This window comes from Zhengella sp., assembly GCF_041397485.1.
Lineage (GTDB): Bacteria > Pseudomonadota > Alphaproteobacteria > Rhizobiales > Rhizobiaceae > Zhengella.
Genome location: NZ_JAWKWO010000002.1, coordinates 1 through 24427, shown reverse-complemented (window position 1 = coordinate 24427; position 24427 = coordinate 1). Strand labels below are relative to the sequence as shown.

General features: G+C 62.8%; 20 protein-coding genes. 7 read left to right on the top strand and 13 right to left on the bottom strand.

All coding sequences use genetic code 11. The annotated features are described in order from the left end of the window. Positions 1-14 precede the first annotated feature (14 nt). Positions 15-1355 carry a DUF4365 domain-containing protein gene (locus R3D65_RS06075; RefSeq protein WP_156715713.1) on the top strand — a complete coding sequence of 447 codons (1341 nt, stop codon included), beginning with the start codon at positions 15-17 and terminating at the stop codon, positions 1353-1355. Then, positions 1352-2809, top strand: a complete 1458-nt coding sequence (locus tag R3D65_RS06070) for a hypothetical protein (protein WP_156715711.1) — start codon at positions 1352-1354, stop codon at positions 2807-2809. Before R3D65_RS06075 ends, R3D65_RS06070 begins: the two co-directional genes overlap by 4 nt. A 110-nt stretch (positions 2810-2919) precedes the next feature. On the opposite strand, the gene R3D65_RS06065 is transcribed toward R3D65_RS06070, so the two are convergent. The 9 genes from R3D65_RS06065 to R3D65_RS06025 all read right to left on the bottom strand — a co-directional run bounded on the left by R3D65_RS06065 (position 2920) and on the right by R3D65_RS06025 (position 11103). Continuing rightward, positions 2920-4305 (bottom strand): Fic family protein, encoded by a 1386-nt coding sequence (locus R3D65_RS06065; protein ID WP_156715709.1) that lies wholly within the window; start codon positions 4303-4305, stop codon positions 2920-2922. Beyond that, complete coding sequence (locus R3D65_RS06060) at positions 4305-4595, bottom strand: hypothetical protein (protein ID WP_156715707.1); 291 nt, start codon at positions 4593-4595, stop codon at positions 4305-4307. Before R3D65_RS06060 ends, R3D65_RS06065 begins: the two co-directional genes overlap by 1 nt. A gap of 156 nt (positions 4596-4751) precedes the next feature. Continuing rightward, positions 4752-5063 carry a DUF736 domain-containing protein gene (locus R3D65_RS06055; RefSeq protein WP_156715705.1) on the bottom strand — a complete coding sequence of 104 codons (312 nt, stop codon included), beginning with the start codon at positions 5061-5063 and terminating at the stop codon, positions 4752-4754. 417 nt (positions 5064-5480) lie between these two features. Then, positions 5481-6404, bottom strand: coding sequence for an ArdC family protein (locus R3D65_RS06050; RefSeq protein WP_156715823.1), 924 nt, complete (start codon positions 6402-6404; stop codon positions 5481-5483). A 365-nt stretch (positions 6405-6769) separates the two neighbouring features. After that, the gene (locus R3D65_RS06045; protein WP_156715703.1) at positions 6770-7357 is read right to left on the bottom strand and encodes a hypothetical protein; all 588 of its coding nucleotides are present in this window, start codon (positions 7355-7357) and stop codon (positions 6770-6772) included. 490 nt (positions 7358-7847) lie between these two features. Then, on the bottom strand, positions 7848-8201 hold the full coding sequence (locus tag R3D65_RS06040) for a hypothetical protein (RefSeq protein ID WP_156715701.1): 354 nt from the start codon (positions 8199-8201) through the stop codon (positions 7848-7850). Continuing rightward, on the bottom strand, positions 8198-8827 hold the full coding sequence (locus tag R3D65_RS06035; RefSeq protein ID WP_156715699.1) for a hypothetical protein: 630 nt from the start codon (positions 8825-8827) through the stop codon (positions 8198-8200). The genes R3D65_RS06040 and R3D65_RS06035 overlap by 4 nt, the downstream gene beginning before the upstream one ends. Then, positions 8824-9297: a hypothetical protein gene (locus tag R3D65_RS06030; RefSeq protein WP_156715697.1), complete on the bottom strand. Its 474-nt coding sequence runs from the start codon at positions 9295-9297 to the stop codon at positions 8824-8826. The genes R3D65_RS06035 and R3D65_RS06030 overlap by 4 nt, the downstream gene beginning before the upstream one ends. A gap of 90 nt (positions 9298-9387) precedes the next feature. Further along, positions 9388-11103 carry a ParB N-terminal domain-containing protein gene (locus tag R3D65_RS06025; protein WP_156715695.1) on the bottom strand — a complete coding sequence of 572 codons (1716 nt, stop codon included), beginning with the start codon at positions 11101-11103 and terminating at the stop codon, positions 9388-9390. A 450-nt stretch (positions 11104-11553) separates the two neighbouring features. Here R3D65_RS06025 and R3D65_RS06020 point away from each other — a divergent pair, with 450 nt between their 5' ends. From R3D65_RS06020 to R3D65_RS06000, 5 genes are read left to right on the top strand one after another with little or no spacing between them, the layout of a single operon-like run. Continuing rightward, a complete protein-coding gene (locus R3D65_RS06020; protein WP_156715693.1) occupies positions 11554-12345 on the top strand; it encodes a helix-turn-helix transcriptional regulator in 792 nt (263 codons plus the stop codon). Further along, the gene (locus R3D65_RS06015; protein WP_156715691.1) at positions 12332-14977 is read left to right on the top strand and encodes an AAA family ATPase; all 2646 of its coding nucleotides are present in this window, start codon (positions 12332-12334) and stop codon (positions 14975-14977) included. The genes R3D65_RS06020 and R3D65_RS06015 overlap by 14 nt, the downstream gene beginning before the upstream one ends. Before the next feature lie 3 nt (positions 14978-14980). Further along, positions 14981-15901: a hypothetical protein gene (locus R3D65_RS06010; protein ID WP_156715689.1), complete on the top strand. Its 921-nt coding sequence runs from the start codon at positions 14981-14983 to the stop codon at positions 15899-15901. Positions 15902-15904: 3 nt separating this feature from the next. Beyond that, positions 15905-16414 (top strand): hypothetical protein, encoded by a 510-nt coding sequence (locus R3D65_RS06005; protein ID WP_197435280.1) that lies wholly within the window; start codon positions 15905-15907, stop codon positions 16412-16414. After that, complete coding sequence (locus R3D65_RS06000) at positions 16398-16976, top strand: poly-gamma-glutamate hydrolase family protein (protein ID WP_156715686.1); 579 nt, start codon at positions 16398-16400, stop codon at positions 16974-16976. Before R3D65_RS06005 ends, R3D65_RS06000 begins: the two co-directional genes overlap by 17 nt. 152 nt (positions 16977-17128) lie before the next feature. Here R3D65_RS06000 and R3D65_RS05995 read toward each other — a convergent pair whose 3' ends face one another. The 4 genes from R3D65_RS05995 to R3D65_RS05980 all read right to left on the bottom strand — a co-directional run bounded on the left by R3D65_RS05995 (position 17129) and on the right by R3D65_RS05980 (position 24425). Then, positions 17129-22252: a helicase-related protein gene (locus R3D65_RS05995; RefSeq protein ID WP_371274370.1), complete on the bottom strand. Its 5124-nt coding sequence runs from the start codon at positions 22250-22252 to the stop codon at positions 17129-17131. A gap of 86 nt (positions 22253-22338) precedes the next feature. Continuing rightward, complete coding sequence (locus tag R3D65_RS05990; RefSeq protein ID WP_156715819.1) at positions 22339-22737, bottom strand: DUF3085 domain-containing protein; 399 nt, start codon at positions 22735-22737, stop codon at positions 22339-22341. Between the two features lie 12 nt (positions 22738-22749). After that, positions 22750-23355 carry a DUF1419 domain-containing protein gene (locus R3D65_RS05985; protein WP_156715817.1) on the bottom strand — a complete coding sequence of 202 codons (606 nt, stop codon included), beginning with the start codon at positions 23353-23355 and terminating at the stop codon, positions 22750-22752. Positions 23356-23417: 62 nt separating this feature from the next. Then, the gene (locus tag R3D65_RS05980) at positions 23418-24425 is read right to left on the bottom strand and encodes a DUF3991 domain-containing protein (protein WP_371274369.1); all 1008 of its coding nucleotides are present in this window, start codon (positions 24423-24425) and stop codon (positions 23418-23420) included. Positions 24426-24427 lie beyond the last annotated feature (2 nt).

Genomic DNA, 24427 nt, shown 5'->3' with positions numbered 1-24427 from the left:
CCTATACTCGCGCCATGAGCAAGAGAATCACCGACAACCAGGTTCTGGGTGAACTTGGCGAGACTGCGGTCAAGAAGATCGTGCTCGAAACAGGATTCATCTATGAGAACCGTGGCAGGCTGGAGGCCGGAACCGACGGCCTGATTGAGTTGCGCGATCCGCGCAGCGGCGCCCCGCTTGGAAAACTGTTGGGCGTCCAGGTGAAGGCGACGGCAAGGGGCCAGTATATTCGGGAGACCGACCGCCAATTTGAGTATGTGCTGAAGGCAGACGATCTCGCCTATTGGCGCAGGTACAACATCCCGGTCATCATCGTGCTGTGGCGACAATCCGACGGATCCGCGTATTGGAAGGATGTGACAGACAGCCTGCGCGGTGATGAGCGCCGTCTTCGGTTCGACAAGGACGAAGATGTATTTGGTCCCGGTTGCGCCGACCGCCTGGCCGCTTTGACGATCGACCGGCATACGCCCGGTGTTTATCTCCCGCCTCTGAATACGGGCGAGAACGCCATCATGAACATGATGCGTATCCGGCCGCCGGACGAGATATTCGTGGCCTCGTCACCGTTCGGCACAGGCAGAGACGCCATACCTGATCTGCTTAAGCAGAAGAACACGCGCTTCGACTGGGTCATTCGCAAGCGGCGTTTTGTATCCTTCTTCGATCCGAGAGAGTTTGGAACAAGCGCCATTGTCGACCTCGATCAGGTCGAAGCGGTTGAGACCGCGCTCTTCACCCAGAACGATGATCCCGATGACACGAATGACACGATCGATCTCTTGCGCCGCAGTGTCGTGCGCCAGATATCCGGCCAGATCAGCCATCTTGCCAAGGAGAGGCTGTTTTACTTCCATGCCCTGGGGGTCAACAAATCGCGCCGCTACAAATACGCCTCAAGCGTGAAAGACGCATCGGCCAGGGTGGTGGGCTATTATCCGAACAAGAAATTTCCCGACAAGCCGGGCTATGTCCGTCACCACGCCGCGAACTTTCGCTTTGAACGGCTTGGCGATGAGTGGTTCATCGTTATCGATCCGACGTTCTATTTCACGCGCAACGGGTTCATTCCGCATCCTTTTCCCGGCGCATTGCTGGCCGGGAAGAAGCGGCTCGAACGTAACGCGGCGGTGCGTGGGCAAGTCATCATGTGGCAAAGCCTTCTTGCGGAAAGCGCCGTGCAAAAAGATGACCTCTTCGAGAAAACGGGCGCAAACGATCATCTCATTGGTTTCGAGCATTTGCCGTTGATAGAACTGGCGCAGGCCGTTCCTGAAGATACGTGGAACCGTACCGACCCTCGAGCCAGGGAGATGGAAGCTGCGGACCTGTTTGAGGAAGGGCTGTCCGCATGACATTCAGGACGCGCGTGTTCGATGAACCTGTTCTGGAATTCGGCGACGGCGGGCAGCATTGCGATCCGCGGCAGGGCTTACGCGAATTCGGGCCGCTTCAGCCCCGTTCGGGTGAAGTGGTGCGCGTGGGCGTGATTGGCACCGACGATACGGTCGCGGGGTTCACGGAGTTTCTTGATGAAACAGGACGGGGCATCGAAAGTGAGGGCAAGCAGCTGATCAACCTGAACCCGGACTTTCCGGGTCTGGGCAATCAGAATCCGTTTCGCTGCAAGTTTGAGGTGCCGGATGGTGCGGCAGGTACGCTGTCTCGCAGCCAGGTCAACGACATCCGGGCCATAGGCCGGCATGACGAGGCCGTGCGCCAGGCCGTGGAGATGATTTCGCAGCAGTTGACTGCCCTGATCGAAAGCAGCGTCAAGCCGGACGTCATCGTCCTAGCCTTGCCCGTTGCGTTGATCGAAAAGCTGGTGAACGCAAAGAGCGAGGAGGGAGAGGCAGCGGAGGATGAAGACGAGGATGACAGGGACGGCCTGCTGAATTTTCGTGACCTGCTGAAGGCAAAGACGCTGCACCTCGATGTGCCGACGCAGATTGTCTGGCCTGATACATGGGACGACGCTGCCAAGATCCCGCGCAAGGTGAAACGTGGCAGCAACCGCCAGACGCAGGCCAAAGCAACCCGCGCCTGGAATCTGCTGAACGCTCTCTTCTACAAGGCGGGAAAGGTCCCGTGGCGTCTGTTGCCGGATGATGCGGGCCTGCGGACCAGCTTTCTCGGCATCGGCTTCTACCGTGACGTTGATGGCCAGCAGCTCTGGACCAGTACAGCGCAGATGTTCGATGAGCGCGGTCGCGGTCTCATTCTGCGCGGCGCCCGTGCGCAAACGGAGTCTAAGGGCCGTCATCCCTATCTCACGGCTGAGGATGCCGATGACCTGGTGACCCAGTCGATTGCTGCCTATAAGGCCCATCACCGTCATGTCCCCGCGCGTATCGTCATCCTGAAGACCTCCAGGTTCAGGGCGGAAGAGGCTGAAGGAATCGATGCCGCGCTGCACCGCGCCGGAATCGACCTCAGCGATCTAGTCTGGGTCCAGGAAAGCTCGCCGATCGCCATTTTTCGCGACGGGAATTACCCGGTATTGCGGGGCACCTTTGTCGATCTTCGAGGAAAGGGTCTGCTCTACACGCGCGGCAGTGTGCCGTACTATGGCACGTTCCCGGGACTGCGGGTTCCGCGTCCATTGTTGCTGGTGCCGCACGAGAACTGCGACAGCGCCATCACCAAGATTGCCGGAGAGGTTCTGGCGCTGACCAAGGTCAACTGGAACAGCACGCAGTTCGACCAGAAACTGCCTGCGCCAATCAAGGCGGCGCGGGAGGTCGGGCGTATCCTGAAGCATATTGAATTCGGAACGGCGGTTTCGCCTGATTTCCGCAGATACACATAATCCCTTCTACAAGTGGAAGTGCGACACAAAGGCGAAGTCCAAGGAGGTTGACCGACCGCGCACGGCCGGTCGACAGGCATAGCTGAATGCCTCGTCCAGAGGGTTTGAAACTATCGGATAGGGCCACCCCTATCGAGAGACCGTAATTGTGCCCTGGTGCGCACCTGAGCCTGGGCCCTGTCGAGCGCTTTCAGTACGCCTCTCGCTTCCTCGAGCTGCTTCTCATCGACGCCGTGCCTAGTGGCAAGTGGACCCAGATTCTTGCCCGAGCGCAATGCGGCCAAATCATCGCCGAAACGGCGCTCGAATGCGCTCGTAGTCTGCCGCAATTCGACCTTGAGGTCGGGCGAGAGCACATCACCCCGATCAAGCGCGCTCATGAGCTGATCGCTCGGCCGCGGGACCTCCACGCTCGCCCGCCGCACTTCGTCATGACGGTGCTGCTGCATCGTCTGCCGGATACCATGCACGATCTTGAGGTAACTCTCGGCGATCCCGCGAAGGGCGGACTGTGCAGCGACAGCGTTGCGATGCGCCTCCCGCTCCTGCCGGCTCGCAAGAATGGCGCCCTTGCCCGCGAGCGGCCCGAACCGTTCTGGGGCATCCCGCAGCTCCAAAATCATCTGCCGATCGCCGATCTCGCCGTCAAAAGCGGCACTCCTGATAGTTTCGACCACCGGCCGGTAGTCGGTAAATACCGTCTTTGCCGTGGTGACAAGGCGTTTCATCGCCTCGGTGGCGCTTTCGGAAGCGGCGATCCGTTCTAGCAGCTCGACCTTCGGAACTTCCGTGGCGAGGGTCCGGCCGGGAAGCAATGCAGCCCGTTCTACCTGCCCAATGTCGGTGCGGCTTTGGGCCTCCATCCGTGCCTGGCTCTGCTCGCGCGCATGTTCGCGTTGGCGCGCGTCGGTGAGGATGCGTGTCAGATAATGGGTTTCACCATGGGTGCCGACCACCAGCGCGTGACGGACATATTCAGCATTCGCACGGATCAACTGACGGTCCAGCGCGAAGCCCTTGGCCGCCGCAAACTGGTGCATGAAGGTCATAGTCGTGCGCGTATTGCCCTCCCGGAACGGATGGACCTTCCACACGTCGATGATGTTGCCTGCAAATGCGGCCATGTCCTGCGGCCGGGACAGGTCCCTGAGACCCGACCAGTCGCGGGCATTGAGTTGCTTCAGGCAGTGCTCGGCCTGGAGGCGCGCCAGATGGAACGGCGCGTACTCGACACTGCCGCCGCCCAGCTTCTCCTCGGCCTTGACCATATCGATGCGGCGGATTTCGCCGGCGAACGGATACACCGGGGCAAAGATGCGCCGGTGTATTTCCAGCAGGTGCGCGAGTCCGAATTCGGCTTTGACCGGATTGTCGTACAGACCCTTCAACGTCTTCAGGGTTTCTCGACGCTCCTTGCTATCGAGTTTGGCCTGATCCCTGATGTTGAAATGATTGATGAGGACTGTGGTGCCCGGGTAAAAATATGGGTCACTCATCAAGCGGCACGGGCACGCCTTGCTTCGACATAGGCATCGCCCAGCTGATCGCAATCCGCTTCGCTCAACAGCCCGGCCTCTTCACACAGGACGAGGAACTGTTCGAAGAGGTTCGGCTCGTCTCGCGACACAGCCATTGCCGAAAGCGCAGCCTTGTGACCATCGGTCAGCATCGCTGCGACGATAGGCTCAAGCTGTGTCTGGTCGAGGGTCTTGATGACCTGTTTGGCAAGCCGCAACGCGTGCGCGCGATCCGCGACAACGGGGCTTTCCACTAGCGTTGAGGTCATGCTCCAGGCTCCAATAACTTGCTCTTTTGTATAGCCGATATTCGGCTCGAAAGCCAGTCTCGGCGGTCCTTTCACAGCTAAGGCCGGACATCCCTTTTGACCGCGGCGTCAAGCATCAGGCCCCGCCCGGATGGCGGGGCCCTATGCTGGTGGCGCTCAGTCCCGGTTCGGTCTGGACCAGATCAGCTGCAGGCCTTCCTCGCCTTCCACCTCGACTAGGGTGGCATAGATCGGAGCGGGGAAGCTCGGATCGTCCAGCTTGACCGAGAGGTAGTCGCGACCCTCGTTGGAGGTCTTCTGCCAAGCGGCGCCCAGTTCGACGTTGGCTGCCGCGAAGATGCGGAAGTGCGGACCTTTGTCGGAAGAGTTCTCGACGCGGACCAGCTTGGCCTTGACGTTGAGGTTGAGGGTCTTGATCGTGCCAGTGAAGCCGTTGCCAGTCGAGGTGAAGGTGCCGATGGTAGCCATTGTCTCGTTCCTTTGTTTTCTCGGGCCGCGACCATCGCGACCTCGATGGCGGTCGACAGACCGGAGGCGATCGACACGCACCCCGAGGGGCCGGAATGAAATGGAGGGCGGCGGGAAGAGACTTTCTTGATCCGCAAGGAATGGACGCGCAGCGGCCAGGGGAAGAAAGTCGAGACCGACGTTGCGGGGATAAGAGCGAGACCGAGCGCAGCGAGATCGCCCTTCGGTCAGACCAGCCACATCGAGGACGCAGGTGGGCGTGCCCGTCGCAGAAACAACCGGAATGAAGACGGGCGTCTCTTCATCGGCATCACCGCCTGGGTCTCCGTACGGCGAGAGGCGCCCATCCCCATCCCGGCCTCCCATCATACACCGGCCCACGGCGGAGTTCCCTGACGGCAACGGTCGGCCTTGGCATCAGGCCGCCTCCGCAACCCTGGCCGCCGGCTGAAGACCATGCAGGTAGGTGGCTGCGCGTTGCGCATGCGCGGCGGCCGAGAAAATGAAACGCTTCTCGTCGGAGAGCACCTCGAGCCAGGACTTGAGGTAACTGGCGTGGTCCGGCCGCGGCTCGAGCTCCGGCACGATGCCGAGGTCCGCGCAGAGGTACACCGACCCCAGTTCGGCGATCAATTCCTCGCGGCTGCGTTCGCTCCGATCCTTGTGGTAGCGGCTGAGATCGCGGTTGACCCGGTGGACCGGAGCTGTCCAGTGGATGGTCTCGTGCGCCCTGACGGCAACGAAGGATTCCGCATCGCGGAAGCTCTCGAAGACCGGAAGCTGGATGTGGTCGGATGAGGGCGCGTAGAACGCCTTCGTGCCTCCATAGACGACCCTGGCGCCTGTCGCGTCGAAGAACGTATCGGCGTGGGCAATGCGCGTGGCGGGATCGATCACCGGCTGCGGCGCACCATAATAGTGATCCGGCAGTCCCTCGATCTGGTCGACATTGAAGACCGAATAGGCCTCGAGGAACGGGATGCCGCGCTCGACCTCATCGCCACGCTCGTCGGTCTCGGTCCTGGTGAACTGGCTGGCATAGACGACGGTCGAGCCGGTCTCGCCCTTGCGGACATGCCCGCCAAGCTCGACCGATTGCTTGAACGTCATCCAGATGGGCGAGGCGAAGCCTCGTGCGACGGCCTCCGACCACAGGAGGATCACGTTGATGCCCTGGTAGGGCGTTCCATTGTGGCGCAGCGGCCGCGTAATGCGACCGGCGGTGTTGGCAGTACTCCAGGGCTTGACCCACGGACGAACACCCTTCTCCAAATCCGCGACGATGCGGTCGGTGATCTTGGCGTAGATGTCGACACGGTGTTTCTTGTCTTTCCTGTTCATCATCAGAACCTCCATTCGAGGCCGCGCCGATCGCGGCCGTCACGAGGTCCGACCGCGGAGGACCGCAGGTTCGCGAACCCGGGAGGATCAATCGGAAGAAGGAGAGACGTCGCAGCCGGGCCGGAACGACAGTGGAGGACGGCCTCGCCGTTTCGCGGAGCGAGGACCGGAGCAGGGCCACCGATCGTGACGGCCGCGATTGCGCCGGTATCGCCATGGGTCTTCCTGCTTCCCTCATTACCTCTCGGTCCCGCGCAAGCCAGCGGCGTCGGCCGCAACATAGAAAAAAGGCCGACGCCCCATTGGGTCCGGCCAGCGAAGAAACGGACAAGGAAAGGGCGGAGCCGAAGCCCCGCCCGTATCGGCTATCCGAGAGCGGCCATCTGGAGGTCGGCGGCCTGCCGGCTGACGGTCTGGCCGGGATTATCGGCCTGGCGCTCATAGGGCTTCCAGCTCTCGCCGACGACGTGCTCGTAGGCCGCGACCATGCCCTCGGCCGCCATGCGCAGAGCGTGGGCCTGGATACCCATGTCGGCAGCGAACTCGCGCTTGCGTTGGGCGGCGCTGTCGAACCCGACCGGGCCGTCGCGATCCTCGTCGCGCATGTCGTTGGCGAGCCGGGCGGTCGCGTCCTTGGCCTCGGTCACGGCCTTGGAGTAGAACTGCCCCGCTCCGAAAGCGGACCCAACATAGGAACCGACGATGCGCTGGAGATGGATCTGCATGGCCTTATCGGAAAGACCCTCGGAGAGGGCGTCGGCGCTCTCGATCAGGGTGCGCTCGTGGAAGTCCCGGATACCGTCGCTGTCGAGGACGGCAAGTCCGAAGCTCTCGGAAATGAGTGCGGACTGATTGGCGTCCGGGCAGCACAGGCGCACCATTTCGAGGGTGGTCCCCTTGCGGAGTTGGACGACGCGAGCCTTGGTCTTCGTGGAGCGGGTTGAACTGGACATTGAGCCTTCCTTTCTAGCGATGCCCTTTGGGCGATCCGGCCCGGTGCCGGTCTTCCCTGCGGGTGCGGTCGAAAGGAACCGGCGGAAGCTGGACGCTTCAGGGTCCGGGGCCTGCCAGGCGAGCAAGGTTGGCTTGCGGGCAAGCGGGGTCTGCGACCCTGCGCGGGACGCGGGCCGGCCTTGCCGAGATCGGCGGGCGCCGGCCGCTCCGCGGCGCGATAGCGGCCTTGAAGGGGCCAGCCGCTGGTTCAGACCGCAGCAAACCCGCCGGAAAGACCGGCACGGGGTCGGTCCCATGAGACTGGCTTGCGAGAGGATCTCCGACAGATCAATCCGCTCCGCCGGCATCACGACCGGACAGCCGCCACAGGGGCTCTACTCGGACATTGCCCGGCTACCCGCACAGCCCCGCCACACGTTCCGACAGGGCTGCCCTCCCGATCGCAGGTCGGGGCACGCGGAATCGCGCATGGAGATGCGCTGCAACGGATCAGGCCGCGCGGAGGCCCGCCATATCCGGCTCCGGATCGGCCTCCGACAGACCGTGGCGGCGGCGGAAGGCGGCGATCGCCGCATCCTGGCGGGCGAGTTTGCGTGTCAGCCCATCGACCTCGCGGTGTCGGGAGAAGGCCAGCTCCGACAGCGTGGCCTGGTAGAGCTGCTCGTCGGCATGGCTCCATGTCGACCTGGACTTCCGGTAGTCGCGTGATCTAGCGCGGAAGGTGGTGATCAGGCGCTCCGCACGCGCCACGATCTGCCGCTCGATCAGCCGGAGATGGGCATGCGTCTCCCGGCGGGCAGCTTCCATGCGCGCCAGCATGGCGATGTGCTCTGCAATCGTCATGACGCGGCCTCCAGCAATCGTTTAGATGTGGACGTGAGGGATCTTGGCCAGGCGTCGGGATACCAGTGCCGGATTGTCTCCTCGGCGCACCGCTTCTCGAAATCGGTGAAGAGATCGGGAAAGGCCTTCGCAACGGCCGCCCAGCAGCAATCCTCCTCGTAGAAGCAGTCGGCGCTCCTCAGAAGGGGATGGATATGAGCATTGCGGTCAGGGTCGAGATGGAACCCGCCATAGCTCGGGGTCGAATGGCAGACGATGCCCTCGGCATAGTGCGTGGCATGATCCGATAGCCCCCAGGGGGTTGCGTGCCGAGCCGGGATGCTGCGACGGGCCAATCTACGCAATTGCCGCTGATGCTCCGCATTCTCCTCGACACGGGCACGGAACGCCGCCTTGCCGTCGAGCTGCCCGCCGTGACCATAGAAGCTGGACTGCTTCCATTCGTAGATGGGCAGAGGCAGCTTCCAGGCATGGCCGAGATAGTATTCGCCGTTCTGGCGAGGGATCATCGCAAAGGCATTCTCGCCAACCAGCGCCGCGAAGAGGCCATCGCTCGTTCGCCCGTAATACACTTCCGGGAATCCGGAGGTGTTGTCGGTCATTGCCTCGGATTGAGGGGCGTTCATGCCGCCCTCCCCTCGACGACGTCGGCCGCCACGGTGTTGGCGGATACGTCCTCGAGCACAGCGTTCGGATATCCATGGGATTGCAGCCAGACCTCCGCGTCCTGGCGGCTGGCGGCAAGATGGACGAGTTCGGCGCCCTCGCCGGCACGGTCGAAGACCCGGACCGAACCCGATGCGGGCCGGGAGGTCACGACGAATTTAAGACCGCAATCGACCGAAAAGCTCTTGTGGACGCGCAGGACGATGACGCCGCCGCTGCCATAGTCGCCTTCATGCAGCGTGAAATGCGCGGGAGATGAATACTGCGGAGTCTGCCGGGCTGGCGTCTTGCCGATCAGGCGGCCGCCGCCATTGGCGCTTTCCCATGCCGAGAGTTTCTTGCGATGGCGCTCCGGCGGGCGCGGTGCCCCGTCGGAGTAGCGGATGATGGAACCGAGCGGGGCGAGATCGTAGATCAGTTGAGCGGACATGGTGGTCTCCAATGCTCATGGTGGAAACGGAACCGCCGCCGGCGCGACTGCCGACGGCGGGGATGGTTCGGGATGATGTGGATTGGCGGCCTATTCGGCGGCGACACGCCAGGCTTCGGTGTTTTCGACGGTGTCGTGGTCATCGACCGGATGATCGTGGGCGGAGGCCTCGGTCTGATCGCCGTCGAGCTCGTCGACTTCCGGCACGCTGCCCTCGTCATCCTCGTCCGGCGCCGCATGCCGGGTCGCCCAGCTCGTCAGCTCAGCGACGTCGGGCGCGAACAGGGCCGAAGGATGGACGAACGTACCTTCCTTGAAGTGCTCGACAAGGGCGGCGCGGGTATCCTTCACCCGGGCCCGCGGCAGGACCGGCGTGCCCTTGCAGGACGCTTCCAGTGCCGGCCGCGACAGGCACGACATGAACTCGTCCGAACCCATGTTCGGCAGGAAGCCGTCGGCGCCAATGGTGTCGCCGGCGACCCGAGCGACGATGCCGCTGTTGGTGCGGTTCTCCCGACACGAGAGGACCTCGATCAGAACCTTGCGAGCGGCCTGGTGGAGCGTCTCACGGTCGTAGTCGAGCCTGCCGCCTTCCCCGAAGAGAAGGGCTGCATGGCGCTCCAGCCGCGCGTGGCCATACACCGTGTCCGAGGAACCGGAATCGACCGAGACGTTCCTGCCTGCGAAGGCGAGAATGAGCAGCGCCATCAGCGTGTCCTCCTCGATCGGCGCGCGGGCAAGAGCGTCATGGAGGGCGTCGGTGCGGAAGTCCCCGATCATCTCGATCCCCTTGCGCGTCACGTCCGGGCGGGACTTGGCCACGACCGTTGTGTCGCCGGCATCGTCCGACGCGGCCCCCTTGCCGTTCGGCTTCTTTACCTCGGGCATGCGATAGGCCACTGTCTGCACCTTGCCATCGCGGTCGAGATACATAGCGGTATGATCCGACTTGCCGGGCTTGCCATAAATCCGCTCGGCCTTGGGCGGCAGTTTGGCCTCGCCCCACTGGCCGGCCTCGACGATCACGCCGCGCTTGGGCAGATGGTTCGTCATCCACTCCTGCTGTGCACCAAGGAACGCGTCGACATCGGTCGTATAACGGCTGTCCTCATCGGCGGGGGCGAACAGATCCTCGACCCATGCGATGCCGTAGGCCTGGGCCAGATCGTCGCCGAAACTGGCATGTTTGGCGAACATGCGGGTCCTGGTCAGACCCTGCGCGACAGCCCACCATGAGACCTGCGGATCGGCCTTGGACGGCTTGTGCTTCTTCCAGATCTCTTTCTGATCCTCGAGCGCGGCGGAAGCGATGGTACGAAGCTGGCGCTCATCGGGCATGTCGCCCTTGGCCATCTGATCGAGCATGGCCGGCAGCACGTTCGCCAGAAGCCGCAGCTTCTTGATCTGGCGGACCGGCAGCGCCAGCGCGATGGCGATCGCCTCCTCGGTCCAGTTGAGCGCGACCAGGCGCTCGATCGCCCGCCACTGGTCGACGGGATTGAGCTGCTCATGGGCGAGCGTCTCGGCCAGCGAGCGCATGGCGCCGCCGTCCTCGGAGCGCTCGATCACTAGCACGGCGATTTCCTCAAGGCCCGCCGCGATCGCCTGCTTCACGCGGCGATGCCCGGCGTCGATGACATAGCCGTTGCCGCCATCGGTTTCCGGCGCGACGACAGGCGGCTGCACGATGCCGACGGCCTTGATCGTGGCAAGCAGCAGGGCGTCCGCCTGCGGGCTGGACTTCGAACGCCGTGCCTTGTCGGGATTCTCATTCAGCGCACGCGGATCGACAAACTTGAGTTCCATTGGGATGCTCCGTTTTCGGGGTTGCGGACCACGCCGGTCGCGGGTCCTTCTCCGTCTTCTTTCCGAAGACATCCCCCGGCCCGCGGAGCGGACGGGCCGGTGCAACTGCCTGTCGAGCATCCCTGCTCGGCAGGCCAAGCGGGGCTATCAGCCCTGCGAAGGACGACGCGGCCGGGATCGCGAGCCAGGCGGTTGAGCGCCAGCGTCAGCGGTGCGGCCGATCCGCGAGGAGGGTTTCCTTTCCCTCCCGATTTCACCAAATTCCGTCTCCGCTTGGAGGGTCCGGAGAGCTAGCCGCCGGAGTGGCTCGCGCAGCTGATATGGGAACGAGTGGCGCTATATTATCCACGAGCGGGCTCTTGCCGCCTATTTGCCGTTCGCATGCCGATCGTCTGCCTCCCGTTTTGGCCAATCCCGATGTAGGATGGTGTCAAGTGGAAAGAGGCACATATGAAGAAATACACCCAAAAGGGAGCCACCATCAAAGAGTTGCGTGAGGGGCTCGACCGTCTGAGCACGCAAAAGGAGATGGCAGCAGAAATCGGCGTCAGCGAACGCATGCTCCGCATGATTGAAAACGACAACGCCGCTATTCCTATCACGACGGTCGACCGATTGGCCAAAGCACTTGGCGTCCGCCGCGAGCACATCATTTTTTCGGAAGGAAGACCGGCGGAAGTACCCTCGCCGCTACCCGTTCCTCCTTTCCCGCAAATGGACTCTGCCTCAGAGGAGCCGCCGCAGATCATTCCGCGCTTCGATTGGGATTATGCCTACGCCACATCGAACGAGACGCGCCTCTACCACGAAGCATCGCATTCCCATGACCTCGTCACGGCAATCGAAATTGCGCTGACCGAAGAGACTAGCGCCTACGCGGAAGAGCTGTTCGAAATCCTTGGCGGTCTCACGTATGCGAAGAGGGACATACTGAAGGATATCGAGCCCGGGAAAGAGATCGCGCTGCGCCGGCGCATCCGCCAGCTTCTCGTCTTGCTGAAGGGCAACGATGTCTGGGCGTATGAAACGTCGTTCTTCCGCCGCCTTCCCGAGCGCATGACACTTCCGCCCGAGTGCGAAGAGCACACGCTGCAGAGCAGGCTGCTTGTCGCCCTCGCACCTCCGGGAGAGTATGGAGAGACGTCTTTGCGCGTGAATATCGATCACGGCCAGCCCTTTGTCTTACTCTCCTTAAAGTCACTCAAGGCTAGGTCGGGGCGGGGTGAGGATGCAGGGGCTTAAGGACGAAGCGCCTACGATTTCCGCGACGCCGGACCTTGGGCAGGTCTTCGGCGAGAGCGACGCATTTGCCGAGATCTTGGCATGGTCGCGCGATCGTCCGGTATGGCAGCGGGATGCGCTAAGGCGCCTTGTTGCCGGCGGGCCGCTTTCCTCCGACGACCTGGACGAGCTGACAAAACTCTGCCTCGACCCGACTCTTCCGCATGAGTTTTTGTCTGGCGATCACGTCTCCGCACAGCAAACCACGGGCGCACCGATTTCCCTGCTGCGTATCGAGAAACCAACGGGCATAAACGCTCTCGCCCCCGACCAGATGCTCGAATTCTCCAAGACCGGCCTCACGGCAATTTACGGCGACAACGGTTCGGGCAAATCCGGCTTCGTCCGTATTCTCAAGCACGCGTGCCGGACGCGTGACCGCGGGGTGAAGATTCTCAGGGACATTGAAGGCAGTCCTCAGGCGCCGCAGTCGGCAAGCCTGGCCTATGTGCGTGGACTGGTCGAGCAGAGCTTCGCATGGACGCCCGATACGCCGGCGAATCCCGATCTGCCGTCAATCAGCATCTTTGACTCGCGCAGCGCAAACGTCCACGTCGAGAAGACCAACGCGGTTGCTTACATCCCGCAGCCGATGCAGGTCCTCGAAGGCCTCGCCGGCGCTTGCGACAAGCTGAAAAGCAATCTGGATGCCAAGCTCGCCGAGCTGTCTGCCCAGACGCCGCTTTCAATCAGGAACTCTAAGCTCCATCCGGCCACGGCGGCAGGTGCGTTCGTCCTCGAACTTTCCGCCACTTCGAATGTCGTCCAGCTGGATCTGCTCGCAAAACTCTCCGACGACGAAAACCATCGGCTGATCACGCTCGAAGGCGATCTTGCACAGGATCCGCAGCGCGCCTCGACGCGTCTTGCCCAGCACAAGAGCCGTCTCGACGATGGTGCTGCAATGCTGAAGCGGCTTGCGGAAGCGGCTTCTGCAAACGCCTTTCAATCCCGCGAGAAATTGAGGGGGGAACGCGACGCTGCTGTTTCGGCCGCTCGGCTTGCGTCTGATGACTTATTCTCGGCATCGCCGTTGCCACATATCGGTGAACCGACATGGCGCGCGCTCTGGGAGGCTGCCCGGAAATACTCCGATGACGTGGCCTACCCTGAAAAGCATTTTCCGGATGAAGAAGGCCATGACGAGCTTTGCGTGCTTTGTCAGCAGCCGCTGGGTGATGAGGCAATCAAGCGACGCAACGCTTTCGAGGGTTTCGTGAAGAGCAGCACGCGCGCGGAGGAGGAAGCCGCCGAGTTGCGCTTTCGCGCGTTCCTGACAGACGCACGCCAGGTGAGGATCGACATGAAATCGATTCTCGAGCTGACCAGATTCATTGATGGTGATGTCGGCGACGCGGAACTTGCGATTTCAGTACGGAGATGTGCGTTGATCGCAGCCTGGCGACTGCGCGCGTTGCTTCGAGAAACCGCGGAGCCGCAGCAGCTAGCGTTCTTGCCGGAAGCCGAGCTCGCCGTTGCGTCAGCTTGCTTAGGAGCGCGGGCGGCCCAACTGGCGGCGGACCACGGCAGCCCCGAATATACAGCCCTGCTGGATGAATATCGGGAACTCAAGACACGCGAGGGGCTTTCGGCGCTCGTGCCCGACCTAAAAGCGGAGATCGAGCGGCTCAAGGTAGCGCGGGAAATCAGGAAGGCCATCAAGGATACGGCCAAGCGCGGCGTTACGGACAAAAACAAGGACCTCTCGGATCGCATCGTTACCAACGCGCTTCGCGGGCGGTTCGCCCGAGAGATCGAAAAGCTGAAGCTCGCGCGCATGCCCGTCGAGCTGAAAAAGATCAAAGACGCAGCGGCGGTGTCGTACTTTCAGGTCACACTGGTCGAGAAGCCGGACGAGCCGGTCGGCGATATTTTCAGTGAAGGCGAGCACCGCTGCGTGGCGCTCGCGGCATTTTTGGCCGAGCTAGTGACCGCGAAGCAATATTCCGGCATCGTCTTCGACGATCCGATGTCCTCCCTCGATCACATTCATCGGAAGGGTGTCGCAGCCCGGCTTGTCGAGGAATCCGCGCACCGGCAAGTCGTCGTTTTCACGCACGATCTCGCGTTTCTTTTCGAACTGCGCCGGGAGGCGGAGGCGAAGGCGATGCCGATCCACTACCAAACGGTAGCTCGCAAACAGAGTCGTCCGGGCTTCGTTGAAGCCGAGCTTCCGATGAAAGCGAAGTCCGCGTGGCAGTTGGGCCAGGCGCTCCGGTCCGAGCTGAAAGCGGCGAAACCTCATTTCGATGGTTGGGCCGACGCCAGGCGGACGATCTTCGCCAAGGGTATCATCGAGCAGCTCCGCGAGTCGTGGGATCAAGGCATTGCCGACTTCATCTTCCCCGTGCTGGGCAGGTTCGACAATGCGATCAGGGGAACGAGCCTGTTCAAGCTAGCCGTTCTCGAAGAAGCGGACGTGAAAACCGTCACAGCCGCGCGCGGTCGTCTCTCCGAAGAACTTCACGCGACGGCGGAAACGCTGAACCCGGAAACCGTCACGCATGCGGACCTTCTAGACGAGGTCGTCAAGCTGGAGAGCTGGCTCACAAGCATTGCCGATCGCCAAAAGGACGCCAAGAAGCCCAGCTGAGCCATGACATCCAGAGCTGCAGACGACACCCCCGCAATAGAGGACGAGACGCTCGCGCTGAAGCTGGGCCGCATTGAAGCTTGCTCGATGCATATCCGGGACGATCTCGGCCGCAATCTGCTTCACGCTTACGTGGCTTGCCTCAGCGCGGCGGAACTGCGCACCGCCACACTCCGCTATCTTGAAGCGGATCAGGTGCTCATACGGGCGCTCCGAACACGTCTTATCCGCGTTGGGAACGATGGCGGCAACACGAGCGAACTCGACCGATTAAGCGCGGACCTGATTGCGCTGCCGGCCAGGGGCCGCCGCATAGGCCCGCGAACGGACAGCCTGCTTTCGGCCATCTATCCGTTCCTTTCGGTGGAGGCGCGGAAGGCAATCCTCGATCGTTGGTTTGATCGAGGAAACAAGGCTGCGGCCGCACGTTGGCTGAAGGCGATGGCGAATGACGCATTGCTGCTCGATGTCGAGCTCGCATGGGGCGAATGGCAAGCGAGCCGCGATCCATTGCCAGCGAAAATATTCATTCAGCACGCTGCGGGCACGCGCATCGCCGAGGCGCTTCCCGAGCTCATCGCCCATGCCGCGGAAGGATGGCTCGTCAGCAAAGCCGTGCTTAAGGCGCCCACGATCTCGGAGGAATCCTGGCGCTCGATCAGGGGAAAATTTCCGGCAACCTATACTTATCTTTGCGCGAAATTGCACCGCCCGCTGACTGAGGCGGAAGCGCTCGCCATCGTCGAGGAGACAACCGGAGGCCCGTTCGGCGATCGCGGTCTAGCCATCTGGTCGATCGGCCAGATGAAGATGATGGGAGTCCTGGACGAGCTATCGGCGCGCTACGACGAACTCCTGAAGCAGGAGATGGAGATGTTTCTACACGGCAGCGCTCCCTTGCACGGCGCGAGCGATCGGGATTGAGATATGCTTTGGGATCAGAAGGGCGTTCCCCAGAAAGGATGGACCTGTGAGGGCGTCACCGACCTCGGCTTCCCCGACGGACAGTGCGAAATGTGCGGGCGGGCGGAAATCCGCTACGTCCACCACATGGCCCACGAAGAATATCAGGATGGGCTCGATGTAGGCTGCGTCTGCGCGGAAAAGATGGAGGACGACTACGTCAATCCGCGTCGCCGCGAACAGGATCTGAGAAACGTGGCCGGCCGCCGGAAGCGGTGGCTCACGCGAAAGTGGAAGGTGTCGCAGTCAGGCAATCCTTACCTCAAAACCGATGGCTTCCACATCGTCATTTACCCACTTAGCGACGGCTCTTGGGGCGGCAAGATCACCGAGCTCGGGACCGGGGCCGCGGTTACGAACAGGAAGCGCTATTTGGACGCCAACAAAGCCAAGCTCGGCGCGTTTGATGGTGTGATCTTCCTCAAAGGAAAAAGGAAAGGCCCTTCGGGAGGAAGCAATGGCGCGCAAGGATAAATACGGGAGCTACGAAGAGCTCAGCCAGAAGGAACGAGAGAACGTCGACTACAACGTCACTGCGCGGCCTGTTGCCGGCGGCAAGGTCGCAATCGCGGCGCCCCATGGGGGCGGGATCGAATTCCACACCGCCGAGCTTGCGGAGTCGATTGCCGGTGACGATCACAATTTTTACGCATTCAGGGGCCTCAAAAAAACGGGCAATCGCACCCTGCACCTCACCTCTCATCGGTTTGACGAGAAGCGGGCGCTGACGCTGATCGAGTCTTGCGAGAAGGTGATTACCATTCATGGTCTCGAAGGAGACGCACTGTCCCTGCAAGTCGGCGGTCGCGATGCTGAATTGCGGAGCCGCGTTCATGAAGCACTGCGCGCTGCCGGTTTTGACAGCAACGTCGTGACGGAAGGCGAGTACGCCGGCATGGAACCGCAGAATATCTGCAACCGTGGCAGCACCCGTGCCGGGGTACAGCTCGAAATCTATGCCGGCCTTCGGCAGGCGCTGAAAGACAACGACGACGCCTACGCCAGATTTGTCGACGCGCTTCGCTCCGCGCTGTAGGTGCCGAGTCGTCGATCTCGCTCGTTTCGACGTGGGCTCGGTTGCTGCCGCAAATCGGCGTCCAGCCGGTCAGCTACCCGCTTCTTGCTCTTTTGTGTTGTAAGCACATGATCCACCGCTTTCGGCAGCCGGCGAGGTTTCTCAGATCCTGTTCACGCCGCCCGGCGAGTGCCACCTTCAGCTACCCCAACCACAAGGCCGGGATTGTTATCCGTGCTGGCGGCGAGATCGGCTTCGAGATGGGCCAACTGCTCCCGCTTCAACTCAAGCTCGGCCTCGAAGGCAAAGGCTTCGCCAATACGTGGCTGATAGGACGCTACACGCCGGCGGGCATCCTCCTGCCGACGGCGGTAATTGTCCTGCTCGCCCTCGAAGTTCGACAGAGCATGCTCGAGGCGAGCAATCGCGCCGAGCGGCGTGACCGTGACGGGAAGCTCGGTCTCGTAGTCGGCGCCGGTGCGCATCAGCATGGTGGTGTAGCGATATCCGTCCCGACCGAAGAGCCCGCCTGAGAACTCCAGGTCGAAGCCACCGATCGAGCCTATGACCGTGTCACCCTCCTGCTGGAGCTGAACCAAGGTCAGGATTTCCTTCATCAGTGCGCGGCCGGCGAGCTTGCGTTCGCGGAACGCATCGCCTGTCACCGTCATTGTGAAGGCATCGCCGGCGGTCGGCACCAGGCGCGCGATGTCCTGTCCGATTTCGGCAATGCGCCGGCCCGACAGCTCGATCTCGCGCTCCGCCTCGCGGACCTGACGACGGATGGCGTGCTGGTCATCGATATGAGCGGCATGGAGCCGGTCGAGACGGGCGATCTCGGCCTCGAGCCCCGCCTTCTGCATCAGGCGCTGATCGCCCGATGCGATGGCCTTGGCCATTGCGAACTGGTTAGCCTGCCCCTCCCCCATGTCCTCCAGGCGTCGAATGGATGTGTCCCCCGAGAGAGCCGCGGCGATGAACCGGGCCTTGCGCTCGTTGTTCTGCCACATGGTGGCGTCGAGCGAACCGAGCGTCGCATACGCAAAGAGCCCGATCTCGTCGTGCTGGTTGCCCTGGCGGACGATGCGGCCTTCGCGCTGCTCGATCTGGGACGGCAGCCACGGCACGTCGAGATGGTGCAGCGCCTTCAGCCGCGCCTGCACATTGACGCCCGTGCCCATGGTTTCAGACGATCCGATCAGGATACGGACCTTGCCGGCATTGAAGTCGTTGAACAGCCGCTGCTTGGCCTCGGACTTCTTGAAGTCCTGCATATAGGCGATTTCTGAGGACGGCACGCCGAGGCGAACCAGCTCGTCGCGGATCCAGCGATAGGCCGAAAAGCCGCGGGAGGCTTCGACATTGATAGTGCCGAGATCGGAGAAGATGAGCTGGCCGGCGCCGGGCTTGTCGAAGGGCTTGCCGTCCTTGCGGAGATATTCGCTTGTCGCCGTCTCCTGCCAGATGCGAAATGTGTTGCGGACAAGCGCGTTGAGCTTGTTGCCGTCCTCGCTATCCATGGCCGGCATGACCAGGCGCAGGTCGATCGCGGCATGGCGACCGTCGGTGATAACCGAGAGCAGGATGTCGTCGCCGGGCTGCGCCGACCCGTCGCGCTCCTCGATCGCCTTGATGCGCTGATCGAGATGGCGCTGATAGGCCTTGAAGGCAGGGGTCGGCTCGGCGGTGATGATCTGGCGCTTGCCGCCGGCGATCTCCGGCACCTTGACATAGGTGCGCAGGTCGGCGGGCTGGACCACGTCCGCGAATGACCGGAACATGGCGATCAGCTCGGGCACGTTGACGAACTGGGCAAAGCGCGTGACCGGCTTGTATTTGCCCGATGGCTGCAATTCGAGTTCGGTCGAGGTGTCGCCGAAGGTCGATGCCCAGGCATCGAACTCGTGCAGCCTGCGTGCGGCGAGCGACGCGTTGTCCATCAGGCGCTGTACGGTGAACATTTCGCCGAGCGTGTTGGTGATCGGGGTGCCGGAAGCGAGCACCAGCGCCCTGCCCGGATTTTTCGTCTCGACGAATCGGGACTTCACATAGAGGTCCCAGGCCCGCTGCGAACCGTTCGGATCGACGCCCTTCAACGTTGACATGTTGGTGGCGAAGGAGAGCTTCCTGAACTCCTGCGCCTCGTCGACGATGATCTGGTCGATGCCGATCTCGGATATGGTGAGCAGATCATCCTTGCGGGTCGACAGTGCCTGGAGCCGCTCCTTGTGCCCCTCCTTCATGCGCTCGATACGCTTGCGCGAAAGCCGGTCCTCGCGATCGACCTTGGTGAGCAGGTCCTCGTAGAGTTCGAGCTCGTCCTGGATCATCTGCTGCTCGAAGGACGAGGGTATCGAGATGAAGCGGAACGCCGAATGGGTGATGATAATCGCGTCCCAATTCGCGGTTGCCGCGCGCGACAAGAACCGATGGCGCTTCTCCTTGACGAAGTTGGTCTCGTCGGCGACGAGAATTCTCGCATTCGGATAGAACGCCAGGAACTCCCGCGCGGCTTGCGCCAGGCAGTGGCCGGGAACGACCAGGATGGCCTTGTTGATGAGCCCGAGCCGGCGCTGCTCCATGATCGCGGCCGCGATCGAGAGCGTCTTTCCGGCGCCGACGGCGTGGGCGACATAGGTCGAGCCAGCCGAGATGATGCGCCAGATCGCACGTTTCTGATGCCCATAAAGAGAAAAGGCGCCCGAGGCGCCTGGAAGCTGGAGGTGGTCCCCGTTGAAGTGTCGTGGGGCGATGTTGTTGAAGGTGTCGTTGTAGAGCCGCGCCAATCGGTCGGTGCGATCCGGATCGGACCAGATCCACGTCTGGAACGCCGTCTTGATCTTCTGCAGCTTCTCCTTGGCGGCCTCGGTCTCGACCGTATTGAGGACGCGCCGCTCCGTGTCGCCGTCCTTGATGGTGTCGAAGATTTGCGGGATGGAGGAATTGAGCGCGTCGGACAAAAGCTGCCCAGCATCGCGGCGATGCGTTCCCCATTCCGTCGTGCCGGCGGCGCTCCAGCCGAGCTGGCGGGCATTGACGGTCCAGCAGGCCAGTTCCGGCGTGTGGTGGATGGTGATGTCGGCTTCCATCGTCTCCCTCACGAAGGCGACGATATCGGCCGCCGGAATCCAGGGGGCGCCGAGACGGGCGGTGATGTCGGAGGGCCGCAGATCGGCCGGTTGGACTTCCTTTAAAGCCGCGACATTGCGAGAGAAATCGGGATCGAGCGCCGCGGCGGCCTCTGCGGCCTCCAGCTTCGAGCGGACGGCACCCGAGAGATAGGCATCCGCCGTCTGCCACGACCCATCGGCAGGATCGCGGAAGATGGCATCGCCCAGTTCGGCGATCACTTCATCCACGTCGCGGTGCAGCAGTTCGGCGATGTGGTCGGGATCGACATGACCGCGCTCGTTCAGCACCACGGCAAGGGCATCGGCGGCCGAACTGATGACGGGCGGCGGCGGAGGCGCGATCACGCGCTCGGTGAAGACTGGCCCGGGTCTGGCCGTATTGGTCTCGAGATCATAGTCCTCGATCGACGCCACCAGCCAGCAATCGGGATCGTCCAGGAACGGCTGGAGATTGGGACGGCGATGCGTCTCTCGCACTTCGCCGGATTCCTCATCCTCCGTGGTCGAGACGGTAGTGAAGTTGATCGGCCCGAACGCGCGCACGAAGTTCGACCAGGCAATGCGCAGCTTGACCTGGGCCGGCTTCCACGGCCGGTCGCATTCCTGGAGTTTCAGCACCTCGCGCACCGCATCACGGATCGGGATTAGCTTGCGGATGATGCGGGCGTGTTTCTCCGAGACACCGTCCGAACGCCTGCCCTTCCTGACGGCGATGGTTACGGCCTCGCCGTCGACCATCTGCATCAGGGCGGTGTTCTTGCCGATGAAATAGCTGCCCTCACGGATAGAGGCTTCGCCTGCCGTGGCGACATCGGGTACGCCCTCGTCCCCGGCGTCAGCCTCAATGTTTTCAGGCTCGCCATCATAAAGTGCCTCCGGAAGGGCAAGGACGGCCGTGGTCAGGGCTGCATCGAGATCGACGCCGGCGCGCGGAAGGCAGGTATAGGTTTCGTCGGGACCGTAGATGCCGCGCCGCAAGGCGTGGTCCCCCAGCACCAGGTCGGGATGTTCGGCGAACCAGCGATTGACGCGGATCGCGCCTTCGTCCTCGGTGGCGGCGCGAACGTCCACGAGGTCGAGCCAGGCGACGTCGCCGGCGGCTTCACCCTCCCCTCGCTTGCGGAAGAACAGGATGTCAACGACGACATCGGTGCCGGCTTCGGCACGAAAACTGCCCTCGGGCAGGCGGATGGCGGCGACCAGATCGGCTTGTCGTACGATCTGCTCGCGCGCCCTGCTATCGGCCTTGTCCATCGTGCCGCTCGAGGTGACGAAGGCGGCGAGACCTCCGGGCTTCAGCCGGTCGATGGCCTTGACGATGAAGAAGTCGTGCAGCCTGAGCGAGAGCGCGCGGAAGGCCCGGTCGCTTCGCACGATCCGGTCGGAGAAGGGCGGATTGCCGATCGCCAGGTCGAAGTGCTGCGGCAGGTCGATCCGGGCGAAATCGGCATTGAGGGTCCTGCCCCGCGGCTGGAGAAGCCGGGCAATGCGGGCGGTAACGGGGTCGATCTCGATCCCGGTCACATGCGAAGCGTCCCGCAGATCATCGGGCATCAGCGCCGGAAAAAGCCCTGTTCCGATGCCCGGCTCGAGCACACGGCCGCCGCGAAAACCGAGCCGCTGCAGGCCCGACCAGACGGCCCGGACGATATATTCGGGGGTGAAGTGGGCATACTGGGTGCAGCGCGAGAGCGAGGCATAGTCGCCGGCATCGACGGCGCTTTCCAGCTCGACGCCGATCTCTTCCCAGCCCTTGCGAAAGCCGTCCTCCCCCGGCCGACGAAACACACCATTGGCCAGTTCGGAAGCTCCAAAGCCGGTGAACCTGATCAGCGCCGCCTGCTCCGCGGTGGTCGCCGAGCGCTGCTCTTCAAGAAGATCGGCGGCGAGCCGGATCGCCACAAGATTGTCGCGGGCGCGATCGCGCCAGGATCTGGCGAGGCCGCGCATGCCGGCGAGATGGAAGTTTTCGCCCTTCGGTGCCCTGCGCGAGAGTTGCGTGTCCGCCGTGGCGGGCACGGCGCGCGCGGAAGACTGCGGGGACGGATCGTCATCGTCCGGATCATTGGCCGGACTGTCGGAAAAGGCGGTCACGCCGAGGCTGAGCCCCGAGGACAGTGCCGTATTGCCGAACAGGTCGAGTGTGAAGGGGTCGTCATGGGACATGGGATAAATCTCCTGGAATTGGGCAAGCGCGTTCACGCGACCGGCGTTTGCGGCCGCGTGGAGAGCTGGTGAGCGTGTGGGATGGACTAGCGGGCGATCAGCGACAGCGAGACTTCGGTCTCGGTCAGTTGCACACGCAGATGCGTGCAGCGCATGTTCCGATCGAACATCGGGATCAGTCTGTCGGCGTCGAGGAACTCGATGCCGTCGTCACCGCCGAAATGGCGGTGCTTGTAATGCCACCAGTCCGGATTGCCGATAGGATGGCACTCGTCCGAATAGACCACGAGCGGACGGGCGCCGTCGGCGAGTTTGCCGTTCGACATGATGTAGACCCCCTGGTCACCGACCAGCCAGAGTCCCGGCTTTTCATCCTTGCCGGGCTTGATGCCGTAGTAGGGATTGCGAAATCCCCCATTGGCGGCGGCATCGGCTTTGCCGCGCTCGATCACCTTGCGAACGCCGAGAATAGGAAATGTGAACATCACAGCCTCCGATCAGGCTGCAATTGCGGCGGGCAGGTAGCGAAGATGGACCGGCAGCTTGGCGCTGATCTGGGCCTCGGTGAGGTCGTCGAGCAGCTTCAGCACCGTGCCCTGCGGGCCACCGTAGACGGTGATGGTGCGAGCGCCACGGTCACGCTCTGGCCAGCGCTCACCCGCATAGCCGCGATAGTCGGCATGGGTCGTGCTCCAGATGTGGTCGAGCCGCTCCGTGCGCGTCATGGCACGCACCGGGCGGGATTCCCGCTCGATGATCACATCGCGCAGGCGCGCGGCCGAACCCTTGGCCGACATATCGCAATAGGCGTGGAAATAGCGGATGCGGCCATCGATCGAGAGCGCGAAGAAGACGCTGGTGATCGCGCCGGTCATGAACTCGCGCAGCGCGAACATGTCGCCGCGCGTCCAGAGCGGCGGCAGGATCTCGAACATGTAGTCATGCTCGGCCCGGCCGATCTCGAACCATTCCCCATCATAGAGCCGGCCGGTGAGGCGTGCCTTGCTCATCGGCGCCTGGCCATGGCGATCGAACATCTGGAACATCTGGTGGCGCGAGGCGATGCCCTCGAAGACCTTGCGGAATGGGGTTTGGGTGATCATGGCGGCTCCTGTCGTCCGTCGGCATCAAGCGCGATCCTGTCCACCCGACCGGATCATCATCTTCATGCCTTCTCATCACCCCTTCGCGCGGCCGCCTCTCCGGTCCGGCGGGTCAAGGGCCGGCGCAAGCCGGGCGCAGCCTCCCTTGACGCGACGGCCGGGCATGCGGCAGCGATTCCGCTCTCCTTTCCCCCTCCATTCCCGGGTTTCCTATCCCCCCGTCCTTGTAAATCGCTGTTCCAATCCTGCGTGGAAGGCCGCAGCCGCTCGTATCGGCACCCGGTCTCGCGCACGATCTGCTGCAGACGACCGGCATAGATCTCGCCCTGCCGATCATTGTCGGTGGCCGCGACGATCAACATGTCGGCGTTCGCGGCGATCGCCCGGATCGCGGCATCGCTGGCGGGCGACCACCCGCCCCCGGTACTGACGTAGAGGGTGTCGGCGCGCATCCTCTCGAGCGCGGCAAGGCTCATGGCGTCGATCGCCGCCTCGGTGACGCAGAGCCGAAGCGCTGCTTCGTTGCCGAGGCGGAACAGTTCCTTGGCTCCGTCGGTGGAGAAGCCACGCCACTGCGGGCCGCGTTCTTCCCATCCGATCAGTTGCCTGGTTTGGTCGACATGCGCCGTCCAGATGCTGCCGCTCGGACCCTCGCGCAGCAGGCCTTGTGCGATAGCGGCCTGCAGAATGGATATCGGGATCGCACGCTCATCTGCCAGATATCGCCAGGCGCGCGATCCGATGGTCGGTGGTCGCCGACGCCGCCATCGCTCAGTGATCGAAAGAGGAGTGCCTGTGCGTTTCGGGCGGCTCCAGGACGGCGTGGCCAGAACATGGTCGACAAGACTGCGAACCGCCTCGACGGCCGCCGGAAAGGCGATACCGGCCAAGTGACCTGCGAGCGTGAAGACGTCGCCCTTGGCGTCCGACAGCGGATCGAACCAGCCCCTGCCGTTATGGATGACGATGATGATCTCACCTTCGCCGCGTCGGTACTTCACGGCGCGCGCGGTGCTCTCCTTGACGTCCACCTTCCAGCCCTCGCGCGCGAGCACGGCAGCGCAGGGCACCG

What these genes read in the sequence shown, in the direction of transcription:
- R3D65_RS06050 (WP_156715823.1), bottom strand. Translation starts at nt 6,404, where the DNA reads ATGAACAGGAAAGACAAGAAACACCGTGTCGACATCTACGCCAAGATC.
- R3D65_RS06075 (WP_156715713.1), top strand. Translation starts at nt 15, where the DNA reads ATGAGCAAGAGAATCACCGACAACCAGGTTCTGGGTGAACTTGGCGAG.
- R3D65_RS06030 (WP_156715697.1), bottom strand. Translation starts at nt 9,297, where the DNA reads ATGTCCGCTCAACTGATCTACGATCTCGCCCCGCTCGGTTCCATCATC.
- R3D65_RS06000 (WP_156715686.1), top strand. Translation starts at nt 16,398, where the DNA reads ATGGCGCGCAAGGATAAATACGGGAGCTACGAAGAGCTCAGCCAGAAG.
- R3D65_RS06070 (WP_156715711.1), top strand. Translation starts at nt 1,352, where the DNA reads ATGACATTCAGGACGCGCGTGTTCGATGAACCTGTTCTGGAATTCGGC.
- R3D65_RS06035 (WP_156715699.1), bottom strand. Translation starts at nt 8,827, where the DNA reads ATGAACGCCCCTCAATCCGAGGCAATGACCGACAACACCTCCGGATTC.
- R3D65_RS05985 (WP_156715817.1), bottom strand. Translation starts at nt 23,355, where the DNA reads ATGATCACCCAAACCCCATTCCGCAAGGTCTTCGAGGGCATCGCCTCG.
- R3D65_RS06025 (WP_156715695.1), bottom strand. Translation starts at nt 11,103, where the DNA reads ATGGAACTCAAGTTTGTCGATCCGCGTGCGCTGAATGAGAATCCCGAC.
- R3D65_RS05990 (WP_156715819.1), bottom strand. Translation starts at nt 22,737, where the DNA reads ATGTTCACATTTCCTATTCTCGGCGTTCGCAAGGTGATCGAGCGCGGC.
- R3D65_RS06065 (WP_156715709.1), bottom strand. Translation starts at nt 4,305, where the DNA reads ATGAGTGACCCATATTTTTACCCGGGCACCACAGTCCTCATCAATCAT.
- R3D65_RS05995 (WP_371274370.1), bottom strand. Translation starts at nt 22,252, where the DNA reads ATGTCCCATGACGACCCCTTCACACTCGACCTGTTCGGCAATACGGCA.
- R3D65_RS06045 (WP_156715703.1), bottom strand. Translation starts at nt 7,357, where the DNA reads ATGTCCAGTTCAACCCGCTCCACGAAGACCAAGGCTCGCGTCGTCCAA.
- R3D65_RS06040 (WP_156715701.1), bottom strand. Translation starts at nt 8,201, where the DNA reads ATGACGATTGCAGAGCACATCGCCATGCTGGCGCGCATGGAAGCTGCC.
- R3D65_RS06055 (WP_156715705.1), bottom strand. Translation starts at nt 5,063, where the DNA reads ATGGCTACCATCGGCACCTTCACCTCGACTGGCAACGGCTTCACTGGC.
- R3D65_RS06010 (WP_156715689.1), top strand. Translation starts at nt 14,981, where the DNA reads ATGACATCCAGAGCTGCAGACGACACCCCCGCAATAGAGGACGAGACG.
- R3D65_RS06005 (WP_197435280.1), top strand. Translation starts at nt 15,905, where the DNA reads ATGCTTTGGGATCAGAAGGGCGTTCCCCAGAAAGGATGGACCTGTGAG.
- R3D65_RS06020 (WP_156715693.1), top strand. Translation starts at nt 11,554, where the DNA reads ATGAAGAAATACACCCAAAAGGGAGCCACCATCAAAGAGTTGCGTGAG.
- R3D65_RS06060 (WP_156715707.1), bottom strand. Translation starts at nt 4,595, where the DNA reads ATGACCTCAACGCTAGTGGAAAGCCCCGTTGTCGCGGATCGCGCGCAC.
- R3D65_RS06015 (WP_156715691.1), top strand. Translation starts at nt 12,332, where the DNA reads ATGCAGGGGCTTAAGGACGAAGCGCCTACGATTTCCGCGACGCCGGAC.